This window comes from Achromobacter deleyi, from assembly GCF_013116765.2.
Taxonomy (GTDB): Bacteria; Pseudomonadota; Gammaproteobacteria; order Burkholderiales; family Burkholderiaceae_B; genus Achromobacter; species Achromobacter deleyi_A.
The window spans coordinates 2,523,164-2,544,589 of the sequence record NZ_CP074375.1; the positions used below are offsets into that span (position 1 = coordinate 2,523,164).

At 67.3% G+C, this 21,426-nt stretch carries 19 protein-coding genes; 10 read left to right on the plus strand and 9 right to left on the minus strand.

Annotated features, from left to right (window positions below; genetic code table 11):
• The 3 genes from HLG70_RS11280 (at position 1) to HLG70_RS11290 (ending at position 3,758) form a co-directional block, all read left to right on the plus strand.
• Positions 1 to 1,605, plus strand: a complete 1,605-nt coding sequence (locus tag HLG70_RS11280) for an AMP-binding protein (protein WP_171664485.1) — start codon at positions 1 to 3, stop codon at positions 1,603 to 1,605.
• A 14-nt stretch (positions 1,606 to 1,619) separates the two neighbouring features.
• A complete protein-coding gene (locus tag HLG70_RS11285; protein ID WP_171664486.1) occupies positions 1,620 to 2,363 on the plus strand; it encodes a GntR family transcriptional regulator in 744 nt (247 codons plus the stop codon).
• A gap of 141 nt (positions 2,364 to 2,504) precedes the next feature.
• The gene (locus HLG70_RS11290) at positions 2,505 to 3,758 is read left to right on the plus strand and encodes an ABC transporter substrate-binding protein (RefSeq protein ID WP_171664487.1); all 1,254 of its coding nucleotides are present in this window, start codon (positions 2,505 to 2,507) and stop codon (positions 3,756 to 3,758) included.
• A 43-nt stretch (positions 3,759 to 3,801) separates the two neighbouring features.
• Here the strand turns inward: HLG70_RS11290 and HLG70_RS11295 are convergent, their stop codons facing one another.
• The 4 genes from HLG70_RS11295 to HLG70_RS11310 all read right to left on the minus strand — a co-directional run bounded on the left by HLG70_RS11295 (position 3,802) and on the right by HLG70_RS11310 (position 7,596).
• Positions 3,802 to 4,407 carry a 2-hydroxychromene-2-carboxylate isomerase gene (locus HLG70_RS11295; RefSeq protein WP_171664488.1) on the minus strand — a complete coding sequence of 202 codons (606 nt, stop codon included), beginning with the start codon at positions 4,405 to 4,407 and terminating at the stop codon, positions 3,802 to 3,804.
• 7 nt (positions 4,408 to 4,414) lie between these two features.
• A complete protein-coding gene (locus tag HLG70_RS11300) occupies positions 4,415 to 5,743 on the minus strand; it encodes an MFS transporter (protein ID WP_171664489.1) in 1,329 nt (442 codons plus the stop codon).
• Between the two features lie 43 nt (positions 5,744 to 5,786).
• A complete protein-coding gene (locus HLG70_RS11305; protein ID WP_171664490.1) occupies positions 5,787 to 6,572 on the minus strand; it encodes an aldolase in 786 nt (261 codons plus the stop codon).
• A 148-nt stretch (positions 6,573 to 6,720) separates the two neighbouring features.
• Positions 6,721 to 7,596 (minus strand): LysR family transcriptional regulator, encoded by an 876-nt coding sequence (locus HLG70_RS11310; RefSeq protein WP_171664491.1) that lies wholly within the window; start codon positions 7,594 to 7,596, stop codon positions 6,721 to 6,723.
• Positions 7,597 to 7,740: 144 nt separating this feature from the next.
• Between HLG70_RS11310 and HLG70_RS11315 the strand changes: the two genes are divergently transcribed.
• Positions 7,741 to 8,175, plus strand: a complete 435-nt coding sequence (locus HLG70_RS11315) for an NUDIX hydrolase (RefSeq protein ID WP_171664492.1) — start codon at positions 7,741 to 7,743, stop codon at positions 8,173 to 8,175.
• 6 nt (positions 8,176 to 8,181) lie between these two features.
• Here the strand turns inward: HLG70_RS11315 and gcvA are convergent, their stop codons facing one another.
• A complete protein-coding gene (gene gcvA, locus HLG70_RS11320; protein WP_171664493.1) occupies positions 8,182 to 9,066 on the minus strand; it encodes a transcriptional regulator GcvA in 885 nt (294 codons plus the stop codon).
• 140 nt (positions 9,067 to 9,206) lie between these two features.
• On the opposite strand from gcvA, the gene HLG70_RS11325 reads away from it, so the two are divergent.
• Positions 9,207 to 10,649: an amidase gene (locus HLG70_RS11325; protein WP_171664494.1), complete on the plus strand. Its 1,443-nt coding sequence runs from the start codon at positions 9,207 to 9,209 to the stop codon at positions 10,647 to 10,649.
• Between the two features lie 2 nt (positions 10,650 to 10,651).
• Positions 10,652 to 11,917 carry an MFS transporter gene (locus tag HLG70_RS11330; RefSeq protein WP_171664495.1) on the plus strand — a complete coding sequence of 422 codons (1,266 nt, stop codon included), beginning with the start codon at positions 10,652 to 10,654 and terminating at the stop codon, positions 11,915 to 11,917.
• Here HLG70_RS11330 and HLG70_RS11335 read toward each other — a convergent pair.
• Positions 11,862 to 12,620, minus strand: a complete 759-nt coding sequence (locus tag HLG70_RS11335) for a class I SAM-dependent methyltransferase (protein WP_171664496.1) — start codon at positions 12,618 to 12,620, stop codon at positions 11,862 to 11,864. The two genes, HLG70_RS11330 and HLG70_RS11335, sit on opposite strands and share 56 nt — an antisense overlap.
• An 85-nt stretch (positions 12,621 to 12,705) precedes the next feature.
• Between HLG70_RS11335 and HLG70_RS11340 the strand changes: the two genes are divergently transcribed.
• Both HLG70_RS11340 and HLG70_RS11345 read left to right on the plus strand, forming a co-directional pair.
• On the plus strand, positions 12,706 to 13,515 hold the full coding sequence (locus HLG70_RS11340) for an aminoglycoside phosphotransferase family protein (protein WP_171664497.1): 810 nt from the start codon (positions 12,706 to 12,708) through the stop codon (positions 13,513 to 13,515).
• A gap of 85 nt (positions 13,516 to 13,600) precedes the next feature.
• On the plus strand, positions 13,601 to 14,995 hold the full coding sequence (locus tag HLG70_RS11345) for a GntP family permease (RefSeq protein WP_171664498.1): 1,395 nt from the start codon (positions 13,601 to 13,603) through the stop codon (positions 14,993 to 14,995).
• Here the strand turns inward: HLG70_RS11345 and HLG70_RS11350 are convergent.
• Positions 14,974 to 15,885 carry a LysR family transcriptional regulator gene (locus HLG70_RS11350; RefSeq protein ID WP_171664499.1) on the minus strand — a complete coding sequence of 304 codons (912 nt, stop codon included), beginning with the start codon at positions 15,883 to 15,885 and terminating at the stop codon, positions 14,974 to 14,976. The two genes, HLG70_RS11345 and HLG70_RS11350, sit on opposite strands and share 22 nt — an antisense overlap.
• A 113-nt stretch (positions 15,886 to 15,998) precedes the next feature.
• Between HLG70_RS11350 and HLG70_RS11355 the strand changes: the two genes are divergently transcribed.
• Positions 15,999 to 16,742, plus strand: a complete 744-nt coding sequence (locus HLG70_RS11355) for an SDR family oxidoreductase (RefSeq protein WP_171664500.1) — start codon at positions 15,999 to 16,001, stop codon at positions 16,740 to 16,742.
• 359 nt (positions 16,743 to 17,101) lie between these two features.
• On the plus strand, positions 17,102 to 17,986 hold the full coding sequence (locus HLG70_RS11360; protein ID WP_171664501.1) for a crotonase/enoyl-CoA hydratase family protein: 885 nt from the start codon (positions 17,102 to 17,104) through the stop codon (positions 17,984 to 17,986).
• A gap of 24 nt (positions 17,987 to 18,010) precedes the next feature.
• On the opposite strand, the gene pdeR is transcribed toward HLG70_RS11360, so the two are convergent.
• Entirely contained in the window at positions 18,011 to 20,008 is a 1,998-nt protein-coding gene (pdeR, locus tag HLG70_RS11365) for a cyclic di-GMP phosphodiesterase (protein WP_171664502.1), read from the minus strand.
• Positions 20,009 to 20,302: 294 nt separating this feature from the next.
• The gene (locus tag HLG70_RS11370; RefSeq protein ID WP_171664503.1) at positions 20,303 to 21,298 is read right to left on the minus strand and encodes a Bug family tripartite tricarboxylate transporter substrate binding protein; all 996 of its coding nucleotides are present in this window, start codon (positions 21,296 to 21,298) and stop codon (positions 20,303 to 20,305) included.
• Positions 21,299 to 21,426: the final 128 nt, after the last annotated feature.

The following is a 21,426-nucleotide window of genomic DNA, read 5'->3' on the forward strand; positions in this document are numbered from 1 at the left end:
ATGACCTTGCCGTACTCGACTTTCTCCGAACACCTGGACGTGCTTTCCGCCCGCCAACCGGACGCGGTCGCGCTGATCGACCAGGACCAGCGGATCAGCGTCGCCGACCTGCGCGCGCAAAGCCGTGCACTGGCCGCCGGCCTTGCCCGCATCGGCGTGCGCCCCGGCCATCGCGTCGCCGTCTGGCTGCCCAATTGCGCGGCCTGGGTGGAATCCTTCCTGGCCTGCGCCCACCTGGGCGCGCTGGTGCTGGCGGTCAACACGCGCTTTCGCGCACTGGAAGTGGCCGATATCCTGGGCCGCGGCCAGGCCGACTGGCTGGTGTTCTGGCCAGGCTTCAAGGGCATCGACTTCCAGGGCATCCTGGACGGCGTGGCGCCCGAACATCTGGCGCGCCTGCAAGGCGTGGTCGCGCTGTCCGCCACCGGCGAACCGGCGGCCTCGCCCCGGCACGGCAAGCCGGTGCACCAGTACGCCGACCTGCTGGCCTGCGCCGACCCGGCCCCCCCCGCGCAAGGCAACGCCGGCGTGCTGTGCTTCACCACGTCCGGCACAACCTCCAAGCCCAAGTTCGTGCTGCATGACCAGCAGACCCTGCTGCGCCACGGCGTCGCGGTCGCACAGGCGTATGGCTACGACGACCGCAGCTGCATATTGGCCAGCGCCCCGTTTTGCGGCGCCTTCGGCTTCGCGACGCTGGTGGGCGGCCTGGCGCGGGGCGCGCCCGTCGTCTGCGCGCCGGTGTTCAACGCCGCGCAGTCGGCCGACGCCATCGCCCGCCATGCGGTGACGCATACCTACGCCAACAACGAGGCCCTGGTGGGCATGATGCAGGCCGCGCCGCCCGCGAACTTCGCCTCGGCGCGGCTGTTCGGCTTCGCCAGCTTCACGCCGGCGCTGGACAACATGCTGGACCTGGCCCGCGAGGCCGGCGTGCCGCTGACCGGCCTGTACGGCTCCAGCGAACTGATTGCGCTGGTGGCCGGCCAGCCCCGCGATCCGGCCGAGGGCGATGTGTCGGCCCGCCATCAGCCCGGCGGCACGCTGATCTATCCCGAGGCCCGGGTGCGCGCAAGGGATCCCGAGACCGGACAGGTGCTGCCGCACGGCCAGTCCGGCGAAATCGAGATCCTGTCGCCCAGCCTGATGCTGGGCTATCTGGACAACCCCGACGCCACCCGCGGCGCCGTCACCGGCGACGGCTATTTCAAGACCGGGGACCTGGGCTACACGCTGACCCCGCGCCAGTTCGTGTTCCAGACCCGCATGGGAGACTCGCTGCGGCTGTCCGGCTTCCTGGTCAACCCGGTGGAGATCGAACAAGTGGTCGAAACGCTGCCCGGCGTGCGCGCCTGCCAGGTGGTGGGCGCGACAAGCAAGGGGAAGATCGTGCCCTACGCCTTCGTGCTGCTGCACCCGGGCGCCAGCGCGGATCCGGCCGGCTGGACCGCCGCCTGCAAGGCCGCCATGGCAGGGTTCAAGGTTCCCGCGGGCTTCACCGTGCTGGATGCCTTTCCTTCCGTGGAGAGCGCCAACTCGGTCAAGATCCAGAAACACCGGCTGCGCGAAATGGCGGACGCTATGCTCTCGGATTCTTCATCCTGACCCTCGCCCCGACCATGCCTGCCCGCAAGCTTTTCTCACGCAGCCCCCAGCCGCTCTACCTGCAGGCGGCCGCGCTGTTTCGCAGCCATATCCAGAACCGCACCTGGCGGCCGGGGCAGCAGATCCCGCCGCTGGAATCGCTGATGGAGACCTACGGCATCTCGCGGGCGACGATACGCCAGGCCTTCGGGCTGCTGGAGGAGGACGGCCTGATCCGGCGTTCGCGCGGGTCGGGCACCTTCGTCAATGCCGCGCTGCCCGAAACGCCCACGCTGCTCATCCCCAAGACCTGGGCTGAAACCGTCGAGCTGAGCAACCAGCTCGGCACCGTGTCGCTGGTGGAATCCAGCGCCGACTCCCCGCTGCCCGACACCCTGGGCATGCCCTGCGGCGCCGATCGCAGCGGCAGCTTCCAGTACCTGCGGCGCATCCACACCACGGATGCCGGGCCCTTTTGCTATAGCGAGGTCTTTCTGGACAGTGGCCTGTTCCGAAAGCACCGGGCCCGCATCCAGAAAAGCACCGTGGCGCCGGTGCTGGACCAGTTCTATGGCGCGCGCATCACCGAGGCCCGCCAGGTGCTCAACGTGATCGAAGCGGGCCAGGAGTCGGCCGAATCCCTGCAGATCCCCGTCTCGTCCCCCGTGGCCGAGCTGCGCCGCTATGCCTGCATCGACGGCCGCGTCGTGTACTTCGCGCGGCTGGAGTTCCCGTTCCGGAAAGTGCGGATGGAATTCGACCTGCTGTCCAGCCGCTGACCGCGCCCCCTCAACCCGACCCAGGAGCCCATCCAACGCCACGCCAACCGTCGCCGCCTCACGATAAGGCGCCGCAGCACGCCATAACGAGCGCCAGCACAATCCGAAAAAAGACAAACCCGGCACACAGGGAGACAAACCATGAGACATGCCGACAAGCCCCGGATTTCATTGCAGTGCCGCAGCACGCTTGCCCAGTTGTTCGCCACCGCGGCCGTCGCCGCCGCGCCCGCCGCCTTCGCGCAGCCGCCCGCCATCTCCGACGATGTGGTCCGCCTGGGCCTGATCCTGGACATGAGCGGCGTCTACGCCGACGTCACCGGCAAAGGCAGCGCCACCGCCGCTGAAATGGCGATCGCCGATTTTGGCGGAACGGTGCTGGGCAAGAAGGTGGACCTGATGGTGGTGGACCATCAGAACAAGGCCGACATCGCCGCCGCCAAGGCGCGCGAGTGGTACGACACCCAGAAGGTGGACGCCATCATGGACGTGGCGGGCTCCGCGCCCGCGCTGGCCGTGCTGGAAGTGGCGCGGGAAAAGAAAAAAATCGTGGTCTACAGCGGCCCCGGCACCGAGCGCATCACCAACGACCTGTGCTCGCCCTATTCCGTGCACTACACCTACGACACCTGGTCGCTGGCCAACACCACGGCGCGCGCCACCGTAGAGCAAGGCGGCAAGAGCTGGTACTTCCTGACGGCCGATTACGCCTTCGGCCACACCCTGCAAGCGTCGGCCACGGAGGTCGTCAAGGCCAACGGCGGCACCGTGGTGGGCGCATCGCGCCACCCGCTGGGATCCAGCGACTTCGCGTCCTACCTGCTGCAGGCGCAGGCCAGCAAGGCCCAGATCGTGGGCCTGGCCAATGCGGGCGGCGACACCGTCCACGCCATCAAGGCGGCCAGCGAGTTCGGCCTGACCAAGGGCGGCCAGAAGATGGCCGGCTTGCTCCTGTACATCAACGACATACACGCCATCGGCCTGGACGCCGCCGCCGGCCTGACGCTGACCGAGGCTTTCTACTGGGACATGAACGACCAGACCCGGGCCTGGTCTCAGCGCTACTACGACAAGCTGAAGAAAATGCCCAACATGAGCCAGGCGGGCACGTATTCATCGGTGATGCACTACCTGAAGGCGGTGCAGGCCGCCGGCACCGATGAGCCCGTCGCGGTGATGAAGCAGATGAAATCCATGCCCATCAACGACTTCTTCGCCACCAACGGCCGCATCCGCGAGGACGGCCGCATGGTCCACGACATGTACTTGTTCGAGGTGAAGAAGCCGTCGGAATCCAAGCGGCCCTGGGACTACTACAAGCTGGTGGCCACCCTGCCGGGAGACCAGGCGTTCATGCCGCTGTCCAAGTCCACCTGCCCGCTGGTGAAGAAGTAGGCGCGACGCCGCGGGCAGGTGCTGAACCTGCCCGCGGCGCCGGCTAGGGGGTGCCCGGTGCGGCCACCGCCTCTTCCAGCATATCCAGCCGGTCCTGGCCCCAGAACACCTCGCCCCGATACACATACGCGGGCGAGCCGAACACCCCGGCCCTGACCGCGTCGTCCGTGTTGCGGCGATAGGCCGACTCGATGCCGGGCTGCCCGGCCGCCGCCAGCAGCGCCGCGGCGTCCAAGCCCAGCCGCTCCAGTAGGCCGCGCAGGGTGGCCAGGTCGGAGATGTCCTGGTCGTCGCACCACTGGGCCTTGAGGATGGCCTTGTACAACTCCAGCACCGGCAGCCCGCCAAGATCCGCCGCGATCACGATGCGCGAGGCCAGGCCCGCATCCGGACACATGAAGGCCGGCTTCGGATTGACGTGGATGCCCAGCTTGCGGCACCAGCGCGCCAGTTCCGCCACGCGATAGGCCTGGCGCTGCGGCGAACGCTGGCCCAGGAGCACGCCGCCGGTGCGCGCATAGACATCGGGCAAGTCCACGGGCAGGTAGCGGATCGCCGCCTCATGCCGCGCCGCCAGCGCCTCCAGCCGGTCGGCGCCCAGGTAGGCCCAGTCCGAGTTCATCCAGAAGTAATAGGCGATCGTCTTCATGTCGTCCTCAGGTGCGCGCGGCCACCGGCGCGCGCAGCGCCGGGTGAGAGGCGGTCTCGTCCCGCATGCGCCAGGCGCTGAACAAGGCAATCACACCCAGGATGCTCAGATACCAGACCACGTATTTCGGGTCGCCCCCGCCCTTGGCCAGCAGCCAGGTCGCCACGATGGGCGCCAGCCCCCCGCCGATGGCGCCGGACACCTGCACCGCCAGCGAAATGCCGGTATAGCGAACGTGGGCAGGAAACTGGCTGGAAAACAGTGTGCCCTCCGGCCCGTACAGGCAGGCGTAGACCAGCCCCACCGCCAGGCAGACCGCCACGATGATCCAGGCCTTGTCGCCCGTGCCCAGCAGATGGAAGAACACGGGAGCGCACACCAGGATGCCCACGGTGCCCGCCATGAACACCCACTTGTGGCCGATCCGGTCGCCCAGGATGCCGAACAGCGGCATGGTGAACAGCGCGACGGCGGCGCCCCAGATCGTGGCGTCCAGCATGACCGAGCGCGGGATGCCCAGGGTGCCCGTGGCATAGGCCAGCGAGAACGTCACCACCGTGTAGAACCAGGTCACTTCGGCCAGCCGGGCGCCCACCACCACCAGCAGAGCGCGGCGATGCTTCTTCAGCACCTCGGCCACGGGCACTTCGACCTTGGCGCCCTTCTTTTGCATCTGCTCGAAGTCCGGCGATTCGGCCACCTTGACCCGGATGAACCAGCCCACCAGCAGCAGGACCACGCTGGCCAGGAACGGCAGGCGCCAGCCCCACGCCAGCATGTCGGCTTCGGGCAACGCCGCCACGGCGCCCATCGCCAGGGATGACAGAATCAGCCCCGGCGCCACGCCGGCCTGCGGCAGGCTGCCGAAGAAGCCCTTCTTGCCCTCGGGCGCATGCTCCACCGCCATCAGCACCGCCCCGCCCCACTCTCCGCCCACCGCGATGCCTTGCAGAAAACGCATCAACACCAGCAGCACGGCGGCCCAGTATCCGATCTGCTCATACGACGGGATCAGCCCGATCAGGATGGTGGGCACGCCCATCAGCAGCAATGTGATCAGCAGCATGGACTTGCGGCCTATCTTGTCGCCATAGTGGCCGAAGATCACACCGCCCAGCGGCCGGGCGAAGAATCCCACCGAGTAGGTGGCGAATGCCGCCAGCGTGCCGGTCAGCGGATCGAACGAGGGAAAGAATATCTTGTTGAAAATCAGCGCGGCGGCCGTGCCGTACAGGAAAAAGTCATACCACTCGATCGTGGTGCCCATCATGCTGGCCAGGCCGGCCGTCACATATTCGCGGCGCGAGCGCGCAGCCGCAGGCTTGGTCGTCATCATCGTGACTCCCCAAAAAAATGTCTGAACAAGGAAGGACGCGGAATCAGGCGGCGGGCAGCGGCAACGGCGCAATGCCGTGCGTCTGGCGGGCCCAATAATTGAACGTCGCGCGGACGATGGAAGGCTTGAGCAGATAGTCATGCGCCTCGCGCGCGAGCGCGTCGTCCACCGGGGTCAACGGCCCGAACGCCTGCGCGCGGATCTGCATGCGCGCGGCGCGCTCCAAGTAGACCGACAGATAGGTCGCCTCTTCGCAGGAGCCGCCCGCCGTCAGGTAGCCGTGATGCGCCAGGATGATGGCGCGCTTGCGGCCGAGCGCCTCGGAGATGATCACGCCCTCCTGGTCCGCGATCGGCACGCCGGGCCACTCGCCCAGGAAGGCACAGTCGTCGTGCAGCGGCGTCATGTCCATCTGCGAGATCACAAGCGGTTGCCGGGCGGCTGCCAGGGCGGACGCCCAGGGCGAGTGCGTGTGGATGATGGACTGCACGTCGGGCCGCGCCTCGTAGACCCACAGGTGAAAGCGCGTTGCCGGATTGGCCATGCCCCCGCCCGTCAGCGTATGCAGGTCGCGGTCGACCTCGATGAAGTCCGCCGGGGTCGCCTCGTCAAAGCCCAGGCCGAAGCGCAAGGTCCAGTAGGCGCCGGGGCGCTCCGAACGCACGCTGATCTGTCCTGCCAGCCCGGCCTCCTGCCCGGTCATGGCCAGGATGCGGCAGGCGTAGGCCATGGTTTCCTGAATGCTGCGCGGCACGGCGCGCAAGTGCAGCGCCATCTCCTGCGTGGCGCGGGTATCGAAATACGATTTCTCGCGTAGTGCGGTGTTCATGGTTTCCCCTTGTCTGTTCCCCGCCAACGGCGCCGGCTGATGCCGCGCGAGGTGTGGACAGTATGGAAACGGCCGCCCGATCAAGCCATGCAGCCAGGGTCATAGCAGCTATTCGGAGCCGCCGCCCCGGGCCTGTCCGTCCGGGCCGCTAGTGCGCCGCGATGCGGCGCGCGCAAGCCAGCAGTTCGCCCACCAGCGGCAGCGGCTGCCGGTGGGCCTGCGTGATGGCCACCACGCGCCGCCGCAGGACAGGGCTGCGGATGCGGACCTTACGCAGTTCATAGTCCGTCAACAGTTTGTCGGGAATGCGGGACGGCAAGATACAGGCGCCCACCCCCGAGGAAACCAGCTTGAGCATGGCGTCGATGGTCTCGGCCTCGGCCACGAACTCGGGCTCCAGGCCCGCGCTGTGGATCATCTTGCGCAGCGCGTAGTGGGAAGGAAATCCCACCAGGCGCAGATCCATGCCGGCCAGGTCCACGTTGTCCATCAGCGGCACGTCGCGCCGCACGATCAGGCACATCTCGTCGTCGAACAAGGTGGTCGACGCCAGGTTGTCCGAGGCCACGGCCGCGTCATAGACAAAGCCGACGTCCGCCTTGCCGCTTTCCACCAGCGACACCACTTCCGGGGAACTGCGGCCCATGACGGACAGGTTCACATGTTCATGGCTGCTGACAAAGCTGGCCACGACCTCGGCCATGAAGTAGTAGCTGAGCGTATGCACGGTAGCCAGCCGCACCGTGCCCTGCGTCACGCCCTCGCGCTGGCGCACGGCTTCGAGCACGCGGTCGATGCTCTGGTAGGCCGGCTGGATGCCCTCCAGCAGGCGCACGCCCGCCTCCGTCAGTTCCACCCCCCGCCCGGTGCGGATGAACAGCGGCTTGCCCACGTGCGCTTCCAGCGCGGCCAGCTGCCGGCTCAGGCCGGATTGCGTCTGGTCCAGGTCCTCGGCCGCGCGCGACAGCGATTTGAGTTCCGCGATCCGCACAAAATAGCGTAACTGCCGGTCCGGCGTGTCCATGCTGCAACCCCTCGTCTTGGTCTGATGCGCTCGTCCTGGCGCGGTGGACAGTGTGCCCCAGCGGCCGGGTGCGGCACTACGGGGATTTGCGCTAACGCGGGACAGGCGTAGCCTTGCAGGCTGCGCCCATGCCAGGAAACCAGAATGACCACCCCCGCCCCCCGCCCCATCGCCGCCACCATTGCCGCCGTCATCCGCGATGGCCACGTGCTGCTGGTGCGCCGCGCCAACCCGCCGGATGAAAACTGCTGGGCCTTTCCCGGCGGCAAGATCGACGCGGGCGAGCCCATCCTGGCCGCGACCGCGCGGGAGCTGCTGGAAGAAACCGCCGTGGTCGCCGAGCCGCTGCATGTGTTCGATGCGGTCGACGTGTTCGACCGCGACGACGCGGGCGCGCTGCGCCGCCACTTCATCCTGATCGCGGTGCTGTGCCGCTGGCAGTCCGGCGAGCCAGTAGCCGGCGACGATGCGCGGGACGCGCGATGGGTGGCGCTTGCGGACCTGGAAGGCCATGCGCTCGCCACCAGCTTCGGGGTGGCGGAACTGGCGCGCAAGGCCGCGGCGCTGACGGCGGCCTAGGCCTGTTCAGGCGCCGCGCGCGCGCAGCCAGTCGCGCAAGGCCTGAACCTTGTCCTTCATCGGCCCCCTGCCCGGCCACACCAGGTAGTAGCCGAATTCCTCCAGCCAGGCATCGTCGGCCAGCCTGACCAGCCGCCCCGCCGCAAGTTCGTCTTCAACCATAGCCGCCGGCAGCAGACCCATGCCCTGCCCGGCCGCGACCGCCTTCAGAAGCAGGCTGCCATCGTCGAAGGCCGGACCTCTTGGCATGCCTGCGTCCTCCACGCCCTGCGCCGCGAACCAGAGCTGCCAGCCCTTGCGGCCTTCGTCGTGCACGCGCGGCCAGCGCAACAGGTCCTGCGCGCCGCCGGGCATGCCCAGCGTAGCAACCAGGCCGGCCGACGCGACCGGCACGACTTCCACCGTCAACAAGTGTTCGCTCTGCAAGCCCGGGTAGCGGCCCAGTCCGTGCCGGATGGCGATGTCCACGCCATCGCGAGTGAAATCCGTCAGCGCATTGCTGGTGACGATCTGCAGGTCGATGTCGGGGTGGCGCGCGTGAAAGTCGTTCAGGCGAGGAATCAGCCAGGCCGACGCGAAGAAGGCGGTCGTGCCCACGGTGAGCACGCGGCTTGCCGGCGGCGCCGCGACGCGGGCCGAGGCGTCCAGTATCTGGCGAAACGCATTGCGGATGGGCGGCAGGTAGTGCTTGCCGGCATCGGTCAGCAGGATGCCCCGGTTCACGCGCACGAAGAGCGGCACGCCCAGGTGCTGCTCCAGCGTCTTGATCAACTGGCTGACCGCGCCCGGCGTCACGCACAGTTCTTCCGCCGCGGCCTTCATGGACTGGTGGCGGGCGGCTGCGTCGAACGCGCGCAGCGCATTGAGCGGCGGTAGTCTTGGCGCTGACATAAGGCTGGGTTTCCGCAGGACTTCAATATAGTTTTACTAATCTGAACAAGATAGAAAACCGGGTTTGTTGAATCCGACCTATCCCATTAACTTTGGAGCCATCTCTGGGAATCCACTTTCAATCAGAATAGTTCAACTATATGAATGACATCAAGCTCGATACTCTCGCCGCAGACGCCTTCCTGGACCGTGACCTGACCGAGATCGCCGCGCTGATCAAGTCGGGCGATATTTCACCCGTGGAGATCACGCGCGCCCAGCTGCGGCGCATCGAGGTCCGGGACGGCGCCCTGCGCAGCTACGCCTGCGTGACGGCGGCCCTGGCGCTGCAAGCGGCGCAGGCCGCCGAAACGGAGATACGCGGCGGACACTACCGCGGCCCGCTGCACGGCATTCCGATAGCGCTGAAGGACCTGTGCCGGCGGGAAGGCGTGCCAGCGGCGGCCGGCACGACCATCCTGCGCGGCGCGCCCGCGGATCATGACGCCACCGTCGTCCGGCGCTTGCGCGACGCAGGCGCGGTGCTGCTGGGGCAGCTGCAGATGACGGAAGGGGCGTACTCCGACCACCATCCGGCCGTCCAGCCCCCGTGCAATCCGTGGAACGCCGGCTACTGGACCGGCATCTCGTCCAGCGGATCCGCCGTGGCGACGGCGGCTGGCCTGTGCTTTGCGGCGACGGCGTCCGATACGGGCGGATCTGTCCGCTGGCCTTGCGCCGCCACCGGACTGACCGGCATCAAGCCGACCTGGGGCCGCGTCAGCCGGCATGGCACGGTGGAACTGGCGGCCTCGCTGGATCACATCGGCGTCATCGCGCGCAGCGTGCGCGACGCGGCCGTCATGCTGGAAGCCATGGCGGGCGCCGACCCGCTGGACCCGACCGCATTGCAGGCGCCGGTGCCGCGCTACGCCGAGCTGGCCGCCGGCTCCCTCCACGGCCTGCGGATCGGCGTCGATCCGGACTGGAACCGTACCGACGTAGACGCACAGACCCAACGCATGCTGGCGGCCGCCGCGCAGACATTCCAGGAGCTGGGCGCGACGCTGGTCCCGGCGCGCTTTCCCATTGCCGAGGGTGAACAGGCGGTTCGCGACTGGGCGCCGAACTGCGCCGTGGAGGCCGCGGTGGCGCATGCGGACACCTACCCTGCCCGCCACGCGGAGTATGGCCCGGTGCTGGCGGCGGTGCTCGATGCGGGCCACGCCTTGTCCGGCATGGACTATCAGCGCCTCCTGCTGCGCCGCATGGCCCTGCGCGGAAAGGTCGATGCCCTGTTCACCGGCATCGACGCCCTGCTGACGCCGGTGCAGCCGATGCCGCCGCTGACCTTGCGCGCCATCAGCACGCTGGGCGATCAGCCCGGACTGATCGCGGCGCTGCAACGCTACACCTGCGTGTTCGACATGACGGGGCATCCCTGCCTGACGCTGCCGGCGGGCCAGTGCGACGCCGGCATGCCGATGGGCCTGCAGCTGGTGGCGGGCCATCTGGGCGAGACCACGCTGTTGCACCTGGGCGCCGCGTTCCAGGCCGCCACGCGCTGGCATCTGCGCAGGCCCGCGCCAGGCAAAGGGGAATGAGGATGCGCACGCAACAGGCCGCCGCGCAGCCCCGGTTCGCCAGGATCTTTCATGGATGGTTCGTGGTGGCCGCCGCCTTCGTCATCACCTTGCTGGGGTTCGGCAGCGCGTATTCCTTCAGCGCCTTCGTCGAAGCCCTGCAGCGCGATTTCGGCGCCTCGCGCGGCGCCGTGTCGCTGGTGTTTTCGCTGGCGGGGTTCCTTTACTTCGGATTTGGCGTGATCAGCGGGCCTTTGGCGGACCGTTACGGATCGCGCCGCCTGGCGCTGGCCGGGATGCTGCTGCTGGCGCTGGGCCTGCTGCTGGCCGGCGCGGCGCAGAGCATGACGCAGATATACCTGGCCTATGGCCTGGGGGTGGGATTGGGCGTGGGGTGTTCCTATGTGCCGGTGGTGGGCGCGGTGCAGCGCTGGTTCCAGCGGCGGCGCGCGCTTGCATCAGGGCTGGCGGTCAGCGGCATAGGGGTGGGCACGCTGCTCGTGCCGCCCCTGGCTTCGGCGCTGATAGACCAGTGGGGATGGCGGACCGCCTATCTGGCGCTGGCCGCGGGCGTGGCGGTAATGGGGGCTGCCGCCTCGCGGTGGTTGGAGAACTCGCCGCTGGACCGGGGCCTGGCGCCTGACGGCGCGCCGCTGCCGCCCCCGTCCGCAACCTCGCCGGCGCCCGCGGGCATCCCCGTGCGCGCAGCCATCCGCAGCAAGGCCTTTGTCCTGCTGTACCTGGCCTGCCTGGTCTGCGCTTTCGGCGTGTTCGTGCCGTTCGTGCATCTCATGCCCTACGCGCTGGACCAGGGCGTCAGACCGGGCCTGGCCGTGCTGCTGCTCGGCACGATAGGCGCAGGCAGCACGGCCGGCCGGTTCTGCCTGGGCCCGCTGGCGGACCGCCTGGGCAGGCGCGCATCGCTTGCGGCCATGTACGGCGGGATGGCGGCCACGCTGGCGCTCTGGGGCGCATCCGGCCAGTTCTGGACGCTGGCGCTGTTTGCCCTGGCGTTTGGGGTGTTCTATGGCGGCTGGGTGGCGCTGCTGCCTGCCGTGGTCATGGATTACTTCGGCGGACGCCATGTCAGCGGCATCATCGGCATGCTGTACACGAGCGTGGCGTTCGGCACCCTGATCGGACCGGTCGCGGCGGGCTACGCCTATGACCTGGGCGGCAGCTACGCGCTGCCTATCATCGCGGCCGCCGCTGGCAATATCCTGGCGGCGGCGATCACGGCTTTTCTTCCGGAACACGCGGTTGCCCGGCGGGCAGCGCGCGCGCCTTGATCCACAGGAACATCGGCATGCGCGACCACTGCCGCAACTGCTCGGTGCTTGCGGCGTCCGGCTGCGGCTCGCGCAGCGACACGATCGCCAGGCCTGCTGACTCCAGCGCCGCCATGTAGTCCTGCAAGGGCAGCGACCAGCCGGCGAAATGCATGCTCAGGCCGTCGCGCGATTCCACGCCGTCGAAATGCTCGCGGCCGTAGTACGTGCCCTCGACAATGAAGGGCGCGCCGGCGGACTTGTCCGCGAAGCGGCCCCGGTCGCGGAAGGGATGCACGATGGAGACGAACAACGTGCCGCCGGGCGCAAGCACGCGCCGGGCTTCGCGCAGCGCGGCCGGCACGTCGTCCACGTCCATCAGCACGTTGTATGCGATCACCAGGTCGAACGCCCCGTCGGCGAACGGCAGCGCTGCTGCCGGCGCAACCGCGTAGGCGTCCGCGGACCGCGCGGCGCTTGCGGCGTCCACCATGGCGGCCACGGCATCGGTGGCGGTGACCTGATAGCCCAGCGCCCGCACTTCACGGCTGATGCGCCCTTCTCCGCAGCCGATTTCCAGCGCCCGGCCCGAGCCCGCGCCCAGATAGCTCACGAAGCCGTCGCGATATGCCCAGAACGCATCGTGTCCCGGCGCGCCCGCCCACGCGATCCACTGGTCCGCCACCGCCGTCCAATGCGCGTGGTCGGGTTTCTGCTCGTCCATGACTCCTCCTTTCACACCAGCCTGCGCCGGCGCAGGCCCTACTATATACACTGCCCCGCAACCGGAATGCTCCGCGCCTCCCCTCATGTTCGACGCTTACCTCAGCCGCTGGAACCTCGCGCCCGACGGCGCGCCGATCATCACCCACGCGGCGCAGCTGCTGCCCGTCCTGCATGAAGGCGCGCCCGCCATGCTCAAGGTGTCGACCGAAGAAGACGAAAAGCAAGGCGGCGTGCTGATGAGCTGGTGGGACGGCCAGGGCGCCGCGCGAGTGCTGGCGCACGACAGCGACGCCATCCTGCTGGAACGCGCCACGGGCACGCGCTCGCTGGCCCACTATGCGCGCACCGGCCGCGACGACGAGGCCACCCGCATCCTCTGCGCCGTGCTGAAGGAACTGCATGCGCCCCGGGACAAGCCGCTGCCCGCCCTGCGTCCGCTGGAGGAATGGTTCACCGAACTGTGGCCGATGGCGCGGGCGCGCGGCGGCATCCTCGCGCACAGCGCGCGCCATGCCCGCGACTTGCTGGACGATCCGCAGGACATGACCGTGCTGCACGGCGATGTCCATCACGACAACGTCCTGGACTTTGGCGAGCGCGGCTGGCTGGTGATAGATCCCAAGCGCCTGCAGGGCGAGCGCGCCTTCGATTACGCCAACATCTTCTGCAACCCCGACCTGTCCGACCCCGAGCCGCCCGTGGCCATCGTGCCGGGACGCTTCGAGCGGCGGCTGGACATCATCGTCGCCCGGTCCGGCCTGGACCGCCGCCGGCTGCTGCGATGGATCGTGGCCTGGTGCGGCTTGTCGGCCGCGTGGTACATGGGCGACGGCGACGATGCCGCGATCGACCTGGACATCGCCAGCCAGGCGCAAGCGCTGCTGGACCGCTGATCCCGCCCCTGTGGAAAGATGGCGCCGGCTTGATGCGTTAAGGTGTAGCCCCTCACCCCTTATCTCTTCATTCACGGAGCATCGAATGACCGGATTGATCATCGTGGTGGCGGCGCTGGCGTTTCTGATGCTGGCGGCGTACCGAGGCTACAGCGTGATTCTTTGCGCACCCATCGCGGCCATGGGCGCGGTGCTGCTGACCGACCCGTCGGCGCTGGCGCCGGTGTTTTCAGGCATTTTCATGGAGCGCATGGCGGGCTTCGCCAAGCTCTACTTTCCCGTGTTCCTCCTGGGCGCGGTGTTCGGCAAGCTGATCGAGTTGTCCGGATTCTCGCGCGCCATCGTGCAGGCGGTGCTGCGCATGATCGGCGCCGAGCGCGCCATCGTGGCCATCGTGCTGGTATGCGCGGTGCTGACCTACGGCGGCGTGTCGCTGTTCGTGGTGGTGTTCGCGGTGTACCCGTTTGCCGCCGAAATGTTCCGCCAGGGCGGCATTCCAAAGCGGCTGATGCCAGGGGCGATCGCGCTGGGCGCCTTCACCTTCACCATGACCGCCCTGCCGGGCACCCCGCAGATCCAGAACATCATCCCCACCACGTTCTTCGAGACCACCACCTGGGCCGCGCCCTGGCTGGGCCTGATCGGCGCGGCATTCACGCTGAGCACCGGCATCGCCTACCTGGAATGGCGGCGCAGGCGCGCGGCCGCCGCGGGCGAAACCTACGGCACGGAACTGCGCAACGAACCGGCCACGCCGCCCAGCGAACGCGACCATCACCCGCTGATCGCGCTGCTGCCGCTGGTGGTGGTGGGCGTCATGAACTTCCTGCTGACGCGCTGGATACCGGGCTGGTATCCGGCGGGTTCGGAAGTGGACCTGCCCGGCCTTGCCCAGCCCATGGCCGTCAACGCCGAGGAGCAGGTGGCGCTGTGGGCCGTGATGGGCGCGCTGATCGCGGGCATCTTCACCATCCTGCTGTTTTCGTTTCGCGCCATCAAGGCGCACTTCGCCGAAGGCAGCAAGAGCGCCGTGTCCGGCGCCCTGCTGGCCTCCATGAACACGGCGGCGGAATACGGTTTCGGCGGCGTCATCGCCGCGCTGCCGGGCTTCCTGCTGGTGGCGCAGGCCTTGAAGGCCATCCCCGATCCGCTGGTGGGGGAAGCGGTTGCGGTGACGACGCTGGCGGGCATCACGGGTTCGGCCTCGGGCGGCATGAGCATCGCGCTGGCGGCGATGTCGCAGACCTTCATCGACGGCGCCCTGGCCGCCGGCATACCCATGGAGGTGCTGCATCGGGTCGCCGCCATGGCCAGCGGGGGCATGGACACGCTGCCGCACAACGGCGCGGTCATCACGCTGCTGGCCGTGACCGGCCTGACGCACCGTCAGTCCTACGGCGACATCTTCGCCATCACCCTGATCTCGACGATGTCGGTGTTCCTGGTGATAGCGGTCTTCTACCTGACCGGCATCGTCTGATCGAAGGCTGCGCCGAGTATCCCGGCCAGCCACTGTGTGAAGACACGCACCCGCGCCGACACCTGCCGGTTCTGCGGATACAGCACCGACACCGGCATGGGCGCGGGCGGCGCGTGGGGCAGCACGATCCTGAGGTGGCCCGCCGCCAGTTCCCGTTCCACCCGGTAGCGCGGCACCTGCACCAGCCCCAGGCCGGCCAGCGCGGCGCTGGTGTACAGCTCGGCCCCCGTCACGCTCACGACCGAGCGCGGGCGTACCAGGACATTGCGCCCATCCACCATGAAATCCAGCGGAATGACGCTGCCCGTGGCAGTGGACAGGTAGTCCACCGCCTGGTGGCCTTCCAGGTCCTCCAGGCTGGCGGGCACGCCAAAGCGCGCCAGATAGGCGGGACTGGCCACCGTCACCTGCGGCATCAGCGCAATCTGCCGGCCCGCCAGCGTGGAGTCCTGCAGGGTGCCCGTGCGCAGCACGCAGTCCACTCCTTCCCGGACCAGATCCACCAGGCGGTCGTCTTCGCCCAGGTGCAGCACGATGTCCGGGTAGCGTTCCAGAAAGCCCGGCAGCCCCGGCATGACAAAGAACCTGGCCAGCGTGCCTTGCGCATTGACGCGCAGCAGTCCCTTGGGCGCCGTGTTCAGGAACGCGCCGTCGGCCTCTTCCAGGTCCGCCAGCAGGCGCACGCAGCGCCGGTAGTGCGCTTCGCCGTCGTGCGTCAGCCGCACCTGGCGCGTGGTGCGCTCCAGCAGGCGCGCGCCCAGCCGCGACTCCATGCGCTTGATCAGGTTGGTGACCGTAGCCCGGGGAATCCGCAGGTCTTCCGACGCCTTGGAAAAACTGCCCCGCTCCGCGATGCGCACGAACACCCGCATTTCCTGGAAACGATCCATCTTGTTCCGCCAATTATTAATGCAAATGAAATTATCTTAGCAATTTCTAGGTAATTATCTTTTTCGTGGAATAGTCGATCATTCGTCTCACCCACTCACCGGACGGATAAACCATGAACACCCAAGCGACTCAACGCACGGCCCTCGTCACCGGCGGATCCCGAGGCATAGGCGCCGCCATCGTGCGCCGCCTGGCCCGCGACGGATTTGCCGTTGGCATCAACTACGCCTCCAGCGCGGCCGAGGCCGACGCCCTGGCCGACGAGATCCGCCAGGCAGGCGGGCGCGCCATCGCGGTGCGCGCCGACGTCTCGAAGGCGGCGGAAGTGCGCGCCATGTTCGACGCCGTGGAAGCCGGGCTGGGCCGGATCGACGTGCTGGTCAACAGCGCCGGCATCCTGAAGGTGCAGCCCCTGGCCGAAAGCAGCGACGAACTCTACGACCAGACCTTCGACATCAACACGCGCGGCACCTTCCACACGCTGCGCGAGGCCAGCGCCCGTCTGGCCGATGGCGGCAGCATCGTAAACGTGTCCAGCACCACGGTCGCGCTGAACCTGCCGGGCTACGCCATCTACATCGCCAGCAAGGCCGCGGTCGAGAGCTTCACCCAGGTCTTCGCCAAAGAACTGCGCGGCCGCCGCATCACGGTCAACGCCGTGGCCCCCGGCCCCGTCGCCACCGCGCTGTTCCTCAATGGCAAGAGCCCCGAGCTGATCGAGCACTACGCCAAGATGCCGCCGCTGGAACGCCTGGGCCAGCCCGAGGACATCTCCGGCGTCGTGTCGTTCCTGGCGGGGCCGGACAGCGGCTGGGTCAACGGCCAGGTCCTGCGCGCCAACGGCGGCATCGCCTGAGTCCACGTAACAGGCGTTCAACGCCGACTTCCGCGGCACGCGGCGCATCGGAATCTCCGGTCCGCCGCGTCAGCCCATTCATCCCAACGCATGAGTTGCGCGCTTTCGCGCGCTTGCCTCGCGCTGCCCCGAGCGGCGCGGATTTGCTGAGGCCCTCATCCGTTCTACCCATGCCTGCATCGACTGATGGGGTGATACGCCAATTCCAATCTTCGGATTCCTGCATTGCTGAATCGGACCTTTGACTTACGGACAAGTCTGGCCAGTTGGACGAGGTTTGCATGAGACGACAGCCGGAAGGTCTGTATTAGGCTGACCCGGCAGTACTCCGACTCACCTTGATCGATTGGACTAAAGCAATGAATCAACTCATTCATCCGGACTGCCACCCCTTCACCGCAGCAGGCAATCTGAAGCAGATCTCCGCGTTTTATGAGGAGGGACGCCGAGTTATGTGGATGATGCTGCGCGCGCAACCGCGGCCCTGCTTTAATCATGAACTGATCGACGAAATCATGACCCTGGCCCGCGCCGCCAAGGATTCCGGCCTGCCGATCGACTTCTGGGTCACGGGCTCGCTGGTGCCGCAGATCTACAACGTGGGCGGCGATCTCAACTTTTTCGCCGAATCCATCCGCACGGGCAAGCGCGAAGCGCTGCGGGCCTATGCCCGGGCTTGCGTCGATTGCGTGCATGCCGCCACGCGCGGCTTTGACACCGGCGCCATTTCGCTGGCCATGATCGAAGGCACCGCGCTGGGCGGCGGCTTCGAAGCCGCCCTGGCCCACCACTTCGTGCTGGCACAGACCAATGCGCGCATGGGCTTTCCCGAGATGGCGTTCAACCTGTTCCCCGGCATGGGCGGCTACTCGCTGGTCGCGCGCCGTTCCGGCATGAAGCTGGCCGAGGAACTGATCGCCACGGGCGAATCGCATACCGCCGAATGGTTCCATGCCAAGGGCCTGGTCGACGTACTGTTCGAGCCGGGCGACGCCTACAAGGCCACCCGCACCTTCATCGACGTGATGCGGCCCAAGCTCAACGGCATGCGCGCCATGCTGCGCGCGCGCCAGCGCGTGCTGAGCCTGTCGCGCTCCGAGCTGATGGATATCACCGAGGACTGGGTCGAAGCGGCGTTCTCCATCGACCCGAAGGACCGCGCCTACATGGAACGGCTGGTGATGGCGCAAAATCGCCGCAGCGCGGTCAGCACCGAGGCCACCGAAGAGGCCACGATGCACTGATCCGCCGGCGCGCGGCCGGCTGCGTCAGGCAATCAGATGCAGCCGGCGGCGTTGCGCCAGCCAGGCGGCGAACTCCTCGGCGGGCATGGGCTTGGCGTAGAGAAAGCCTTGCTTGGCGTCCACGCCCAGGGTGTCCAGGAACGCCGCCTCTTCCGGCGTTTCCACCCCTTCGGCGATCACCTTGAGTTCCAGCGTGCGCGCCACGGCGACGATGGCGCGCGCAAGCGCCTGCGACACCGGATTTTCGTTCACGCCGCGCACGAAACTGGCGTCCAGCTTGATCGTGTCCAGCGGAATGCGCGCCAGCTGCGACAGCGAGGAGTAGCCCGTCCCGAAGTCATCGAGGTGGACGCGCGCGCCAAGCTGGCGGAACTGCTTGATCAGTTCGATGGCGGCGTCTTCGTCGTCGATCAGGCAGCTCTCGGTCAGTTCTATGTCCAGCAGGCAGGGATCGAGGCTGGCATCGTTGATGGCCCGCATGAATTCGCTGACCACGCCCTTGTCGTCCAGCTGGCGGGCCGACATGTTGATCGCGATGCGGATGTTCAGGCCGTCGCGCTTCCAGGCCGCCGCCTGCCTGGCGGCTTCGCGCATGACCCAGACGCCCAGCGGCGAAATCAGGCCCGATTCTTCGGCGTAGGGAATGAAGACGTTGGGCCCGACCATGCCGCGTTCCGGAGAACGCCAGCGCACCAGGGCTTCCACCCCGTCGACCTCGCCGGTGCGGCCGGCAAGCTTGGGCTGGTAGTACAGCATCAGGTGGTTTTCGGCCAGGGCCTTGCGCAGGTTGGTGTCCAGCCAGACGTAATCCGCATTGCGGCGGTCCATCTCGTGCTGGAACACGCGGTAGGTGTGCCGTCCTGCTTCCTTGGCCACATACATCGCGATGTCGGCGCTGCGCACCACGCTGTCCAGGTCCGCGCCATGGTCTGGGTACATGGCGATGCCGATGGAGCAGCTGGTGTAGACCTCGATCAGGCCTTGGCGGAAGGGCTCGCGCAGCCGTTCGATGATGCGTTCCGCGGTGGCTTCCAGCTGCCAGGCCTGCGCTTCCTCCTGCAGGACGATGAACTCGTCGCCGCCCAGGCGGGCCAGGGTCTGGCCCTCGGACAGGCAGGTGGAAATGGCGACCGCCACCGCCTTGAGCAGGCGGTCGCCAAAGCCGTGGCCGTAGTGATCGTTGATGCGCTTGAAGTTGTCCAGGTCCAGGAACAGCACGCCGCCGCGCCCTTCCCGCCCCGCCGCCAGCGCCGCCTTCAGCCGCGAGGTGATCGCGTGGCGGTTCGGCAGGTTGGTCAGCATGTCGGTATTGGCCAGCACCCGCAGGCGTTCCTGCGCCTGGCGCTCTTCGGTGATGTCGGTGCCCGAGCAGATCAGGTAGACGCGCTTCTCGCCGCTGCCGCTGGTGACGAACTTGTTGCGGAACAGGAACAGCCGGGGGCCCTTGACCGTATTGATCAGGCGCTCGACTTCATAGGACTGCCCGCGCTTGTAGAACTCGGCGATATTGCGCCGGGAGGCGATGGCCTCCTCCCGCGTCATGAACATCTCGAAGACGCTGCGGCCCACGATGTCCTGTTCGCGCTTGCCGGTGTATTCCTCGCTGAGCTTGTTGAAGCGCTGCACCCGGCCGTTCTGGTCGACGATGACAATGACCGAGTTGGCCTCCGACACCACGGTCTCGGCGAACGACAGGCCTTCGACCAGATCCTTGGCGACGGATTCGGTATCGGTATGGGCAGACGCGGTGCCGGCCCATTCATTGGGATTGATCTTGCGGCCCACCAGATGCAGGCGGAGCAAGTCGCCATACAGCGAAATATCGATCCGCACGCTGGACGTGATGCCGGTCAGCCCGCGGATGGTGTCCGCCTGGTCCGGGCGCAAAGCCATCGCGATATTGGTCGCGCCCTTGACCGCGGCCAGTTCAATGGCATCGCTATCGGCGGACAATCGCCAATATGGGCTATGCGTACCGAAATGCGTGTGCAGGATCGCTTTTTCGTCCTGGTTCTCAGTCATTGGTATCCCCCCCGCCGTCCTAAGATGGCCCGCAAGGGACATTACGATCTACTTAATTTGGGGTCAACCACATTGTTGAGCATCCGAAAACCTGTATTGCGGTTTATTGCATAGCCACTCACGTTCGTGTTGTAAATCTTTGCAATACGACCAGGTTTCGTGCGCGTAAATCTCGGCCCGCGTTTTTTTTATTTCGTTTTTTTTCATATCGCGCCTAAACAAAAACGCCGGAAATTCCTGACGAATTTCCGGCGTGTGGCGTAAATGGCGCAGACCGCGCGCGGGGACGGCGTATCAGTCGCCCTTGACCCCGGCCTCGTCGATCACCTTGGTCCAGCGGGCCAGCTCGGCCGAGACACGGGCGCTGGCGTCCGCCGGCGTGGTCCATGTGGCGATGGCGCCCTGGTTCAACAGCGAAGCCTTCACTTCCGGCTTGGCCAGGATCTTCTTGAGCTCGCCGTTGAGACGGTCGATCACCGGCGCCGGCGTCTTGGCGGGCGCCACGATGCCGAACATCGAGCTGACCTCGAAGTCCTTCAGCCCGGCCTCGGCCGCCGTCGGCACATCCGGCAATGCATCGACGCGCTGGGGCGAGGTCACCGCCAGCGCGCGCAGCTTGCCGGCCTTGATGTTGCCCTGCGACGCGGGCACGGTCTCGATCATGCTGAGCACCTGGCCGCCCATCAGGTCGGTCATGGCGGGGCCGCTGCCCTTGTAGGGCACGTGCAGGACATCGACGCCGGCCGTGCGCTTGAACATTTCGCCGGCCAGATGCTGGGGCGAACCGTTGCCGGCCGAGGCCATGGTCATGTAGCCGGGCTTGGATTTGGCCAGCGCGATGAATTCGGACAGCGTCTTCGCCTCGACCGAGGGGTTCACGACGAACACCAGCGGCACCGTGCCCACGATGGACACCGGCGCAAAGCTCTTCTCCACGTCATAGGTGACGCGGCCGCGGTACAGCGCGGCGTTGATGGAATGGCTGGTCAGCGCGCCCATCAGCAAGGTGTAGCCATCGGGCTGCGCCTTGGCGACCTGGTCGGCGCCGATGTTGCCCGCGGCGCCGGCGCGGTTCTCGACGACCACGGTCTGGCCCAGCGCGCCCGTCAGTTCCTGCGCCAGCACGCGGCCGATCACGTCGGTCGCGCCTCCGGGCGGATACGGCACGATCAGGCGGATGGGTTTGTCGGGATAGGCGTCGGCGGAGAACGCCGGAGCGGACACGCCGGCGCACAGGGCCAGCAGGGATAACAGCACGGCACGGCGCGGCTGCAGACGCAGGTCTGACATGTAGGTCTCTCCAGCCGGGATGAGTATAGGAATGGACGGACGCCCGGATCGTCAACGGCGCCAGTGTAGGAGCGCGTGCTTGATTGAAGAATCAACATTTTTCTATCGACTGATCTTAAAAACAGATC

What these genes read in the sequence shown, in the direction of transcription:
- HLG70_RS11280 (WP_171664485.1), top strand. Translation starts at nt 1, where the DNA reads ATGACCTTGCCGTACTCGACTTTCTCCGAACACCTGGACGTGCTTTCC.
- HLG70_RS11285 (WP_171664486.1), top strand. Translation starts at nt 1,620, where the DNA reads ATGCCTGCCCGCAAGCTTTTCTCACGCAGCCCCCAGCCGCTCTACCTG.
- HLG70_RS11290 (WP_171664487.1), top strand. Translation starts at nt 2,505, where the DNA reads ATGAGACATGCCGACAAGCCCCGGATTTCATTGCAGTGCCGCAGCACG.
- HLG70_RS11295 (WP_171664488.1), bottom strand. Translation starts at nt 4,407, where the DNA reads ATGAAGACGATCGCCTATTACTTCTGGATGAACTCGGACTGGGCCTAC.
- HLG70_RS11300 (WP_171664489.1), bottom strand. Translation starts at nt 5,743, where the DNA reads ATGATGACGACCAAGCCTGCGGCTGCGCGCTCGCGCCGCGAATATGTG.
- HLG70_RS11305 (WP_171664490.1), bottom strand. Translation starts at nt 6,572, where the DNA reads ATGAACACCGCACTACGCGAGAAATCGTATTTCGATACCCGCGCCACG.
- HLG70_RS11310 (WP_171664491.1), bottom strand. Translation starts at nt 7,596, where the DNA reads ATGGACACGCCGGACCGGCAGTTACGCTATTTTGTGCGGATCGCGGAA.
- HLG70_RS11315 (WP_171664492.1), top strand. Translation starts at nt 7,741, where the DNA reads ATGACCACCCCCGCCCCCCGCCCCATCGCCGCCACCATTGCCGCCGTC.
- gcvA (WP_171664493.1), bottom strand. Translation starts at nt 9,066, where the DNA reads ATGTCAGCGCCAAGACTACCGCCGCTCAATGCGCTGCGCGCGTTCGAC.
- HLG70_RS11325 (WP_171664494.1), top strand. Translation starts at nt 9,207, where the DNA reads ATGAATGACATCAAGCTCGATACTCTCGCCGCAGACGCCTTCCTGGAC.
- HLG70_RS11330 (WP_171664495.1), top strand. Translation starts at nt 10,652, where the DNA reads ATGCGCACGCAACAGGCCGCCGCGCAGCCCCGGTTCGCCAGGATCTTT.
- HLG70_RS11335 (WP_171664496.1), bottom strand. Translation starts at nt 12,620, where the DNA reads ATGGACGAGCAGAAACCCGACCACGCGCATTGGACGGCGGTGGCGGAC.
- HLG70_RS11340 (WP_171664497.1), top strand. Translation starts at nt 12,706, where the DNA reads ATGTTCGACGCTTACCTCAGCCGCTGGAACCTCGCGCCCGACGGCGCG.
- HLG70_RS11345 (WP_171664498.1), top strand. Translation starts at nt 13,601, where the DNA reads ATGACCGGATTGATCATCGTGGTGGCGGCGCTGGCGTTTCTGATGCTG.
- HLG70_RS11350 (WP_171664499.1), bottom strand. Translation starts at nt 15,885, where the DNA reads ATGGATCGTTTCCAGGAAATGCGGGTGTTCGTGCGCATCGCGGAGCGG.
- HLG70_RS11355 (WP_171664500.1), top strand. Translation starts at nt 15,999, where the DNA reads ATGAACACCCAAGCGACTCAACGCACGGCCCTCGTCACCGGCGGATCC.
- HLG70_RS11360 (WP_171664501.1), top strand. Translation starts at nt 17,102, where the DNA reads ATGAATCAACTCATTCATCCGGACTGCCACCCCTTCACCGCAGCAGGC.
- pdeR (WP_171664502.1), bottom strand. Translation starts at nt 20,008, where the DNA reads ATGACTGAGAACCAGGACGAAAAAGCGATCCTGCACACGCATTTCGGT.
- HLG70_RS11370 (WP_171664503.1), bottom strand. Translation starts at nt 21,298, where the DNA reads ATGTCAGACCTGCGTCTGCAGCCGCGCCGTGCCGTGCTGTTATCCCTG.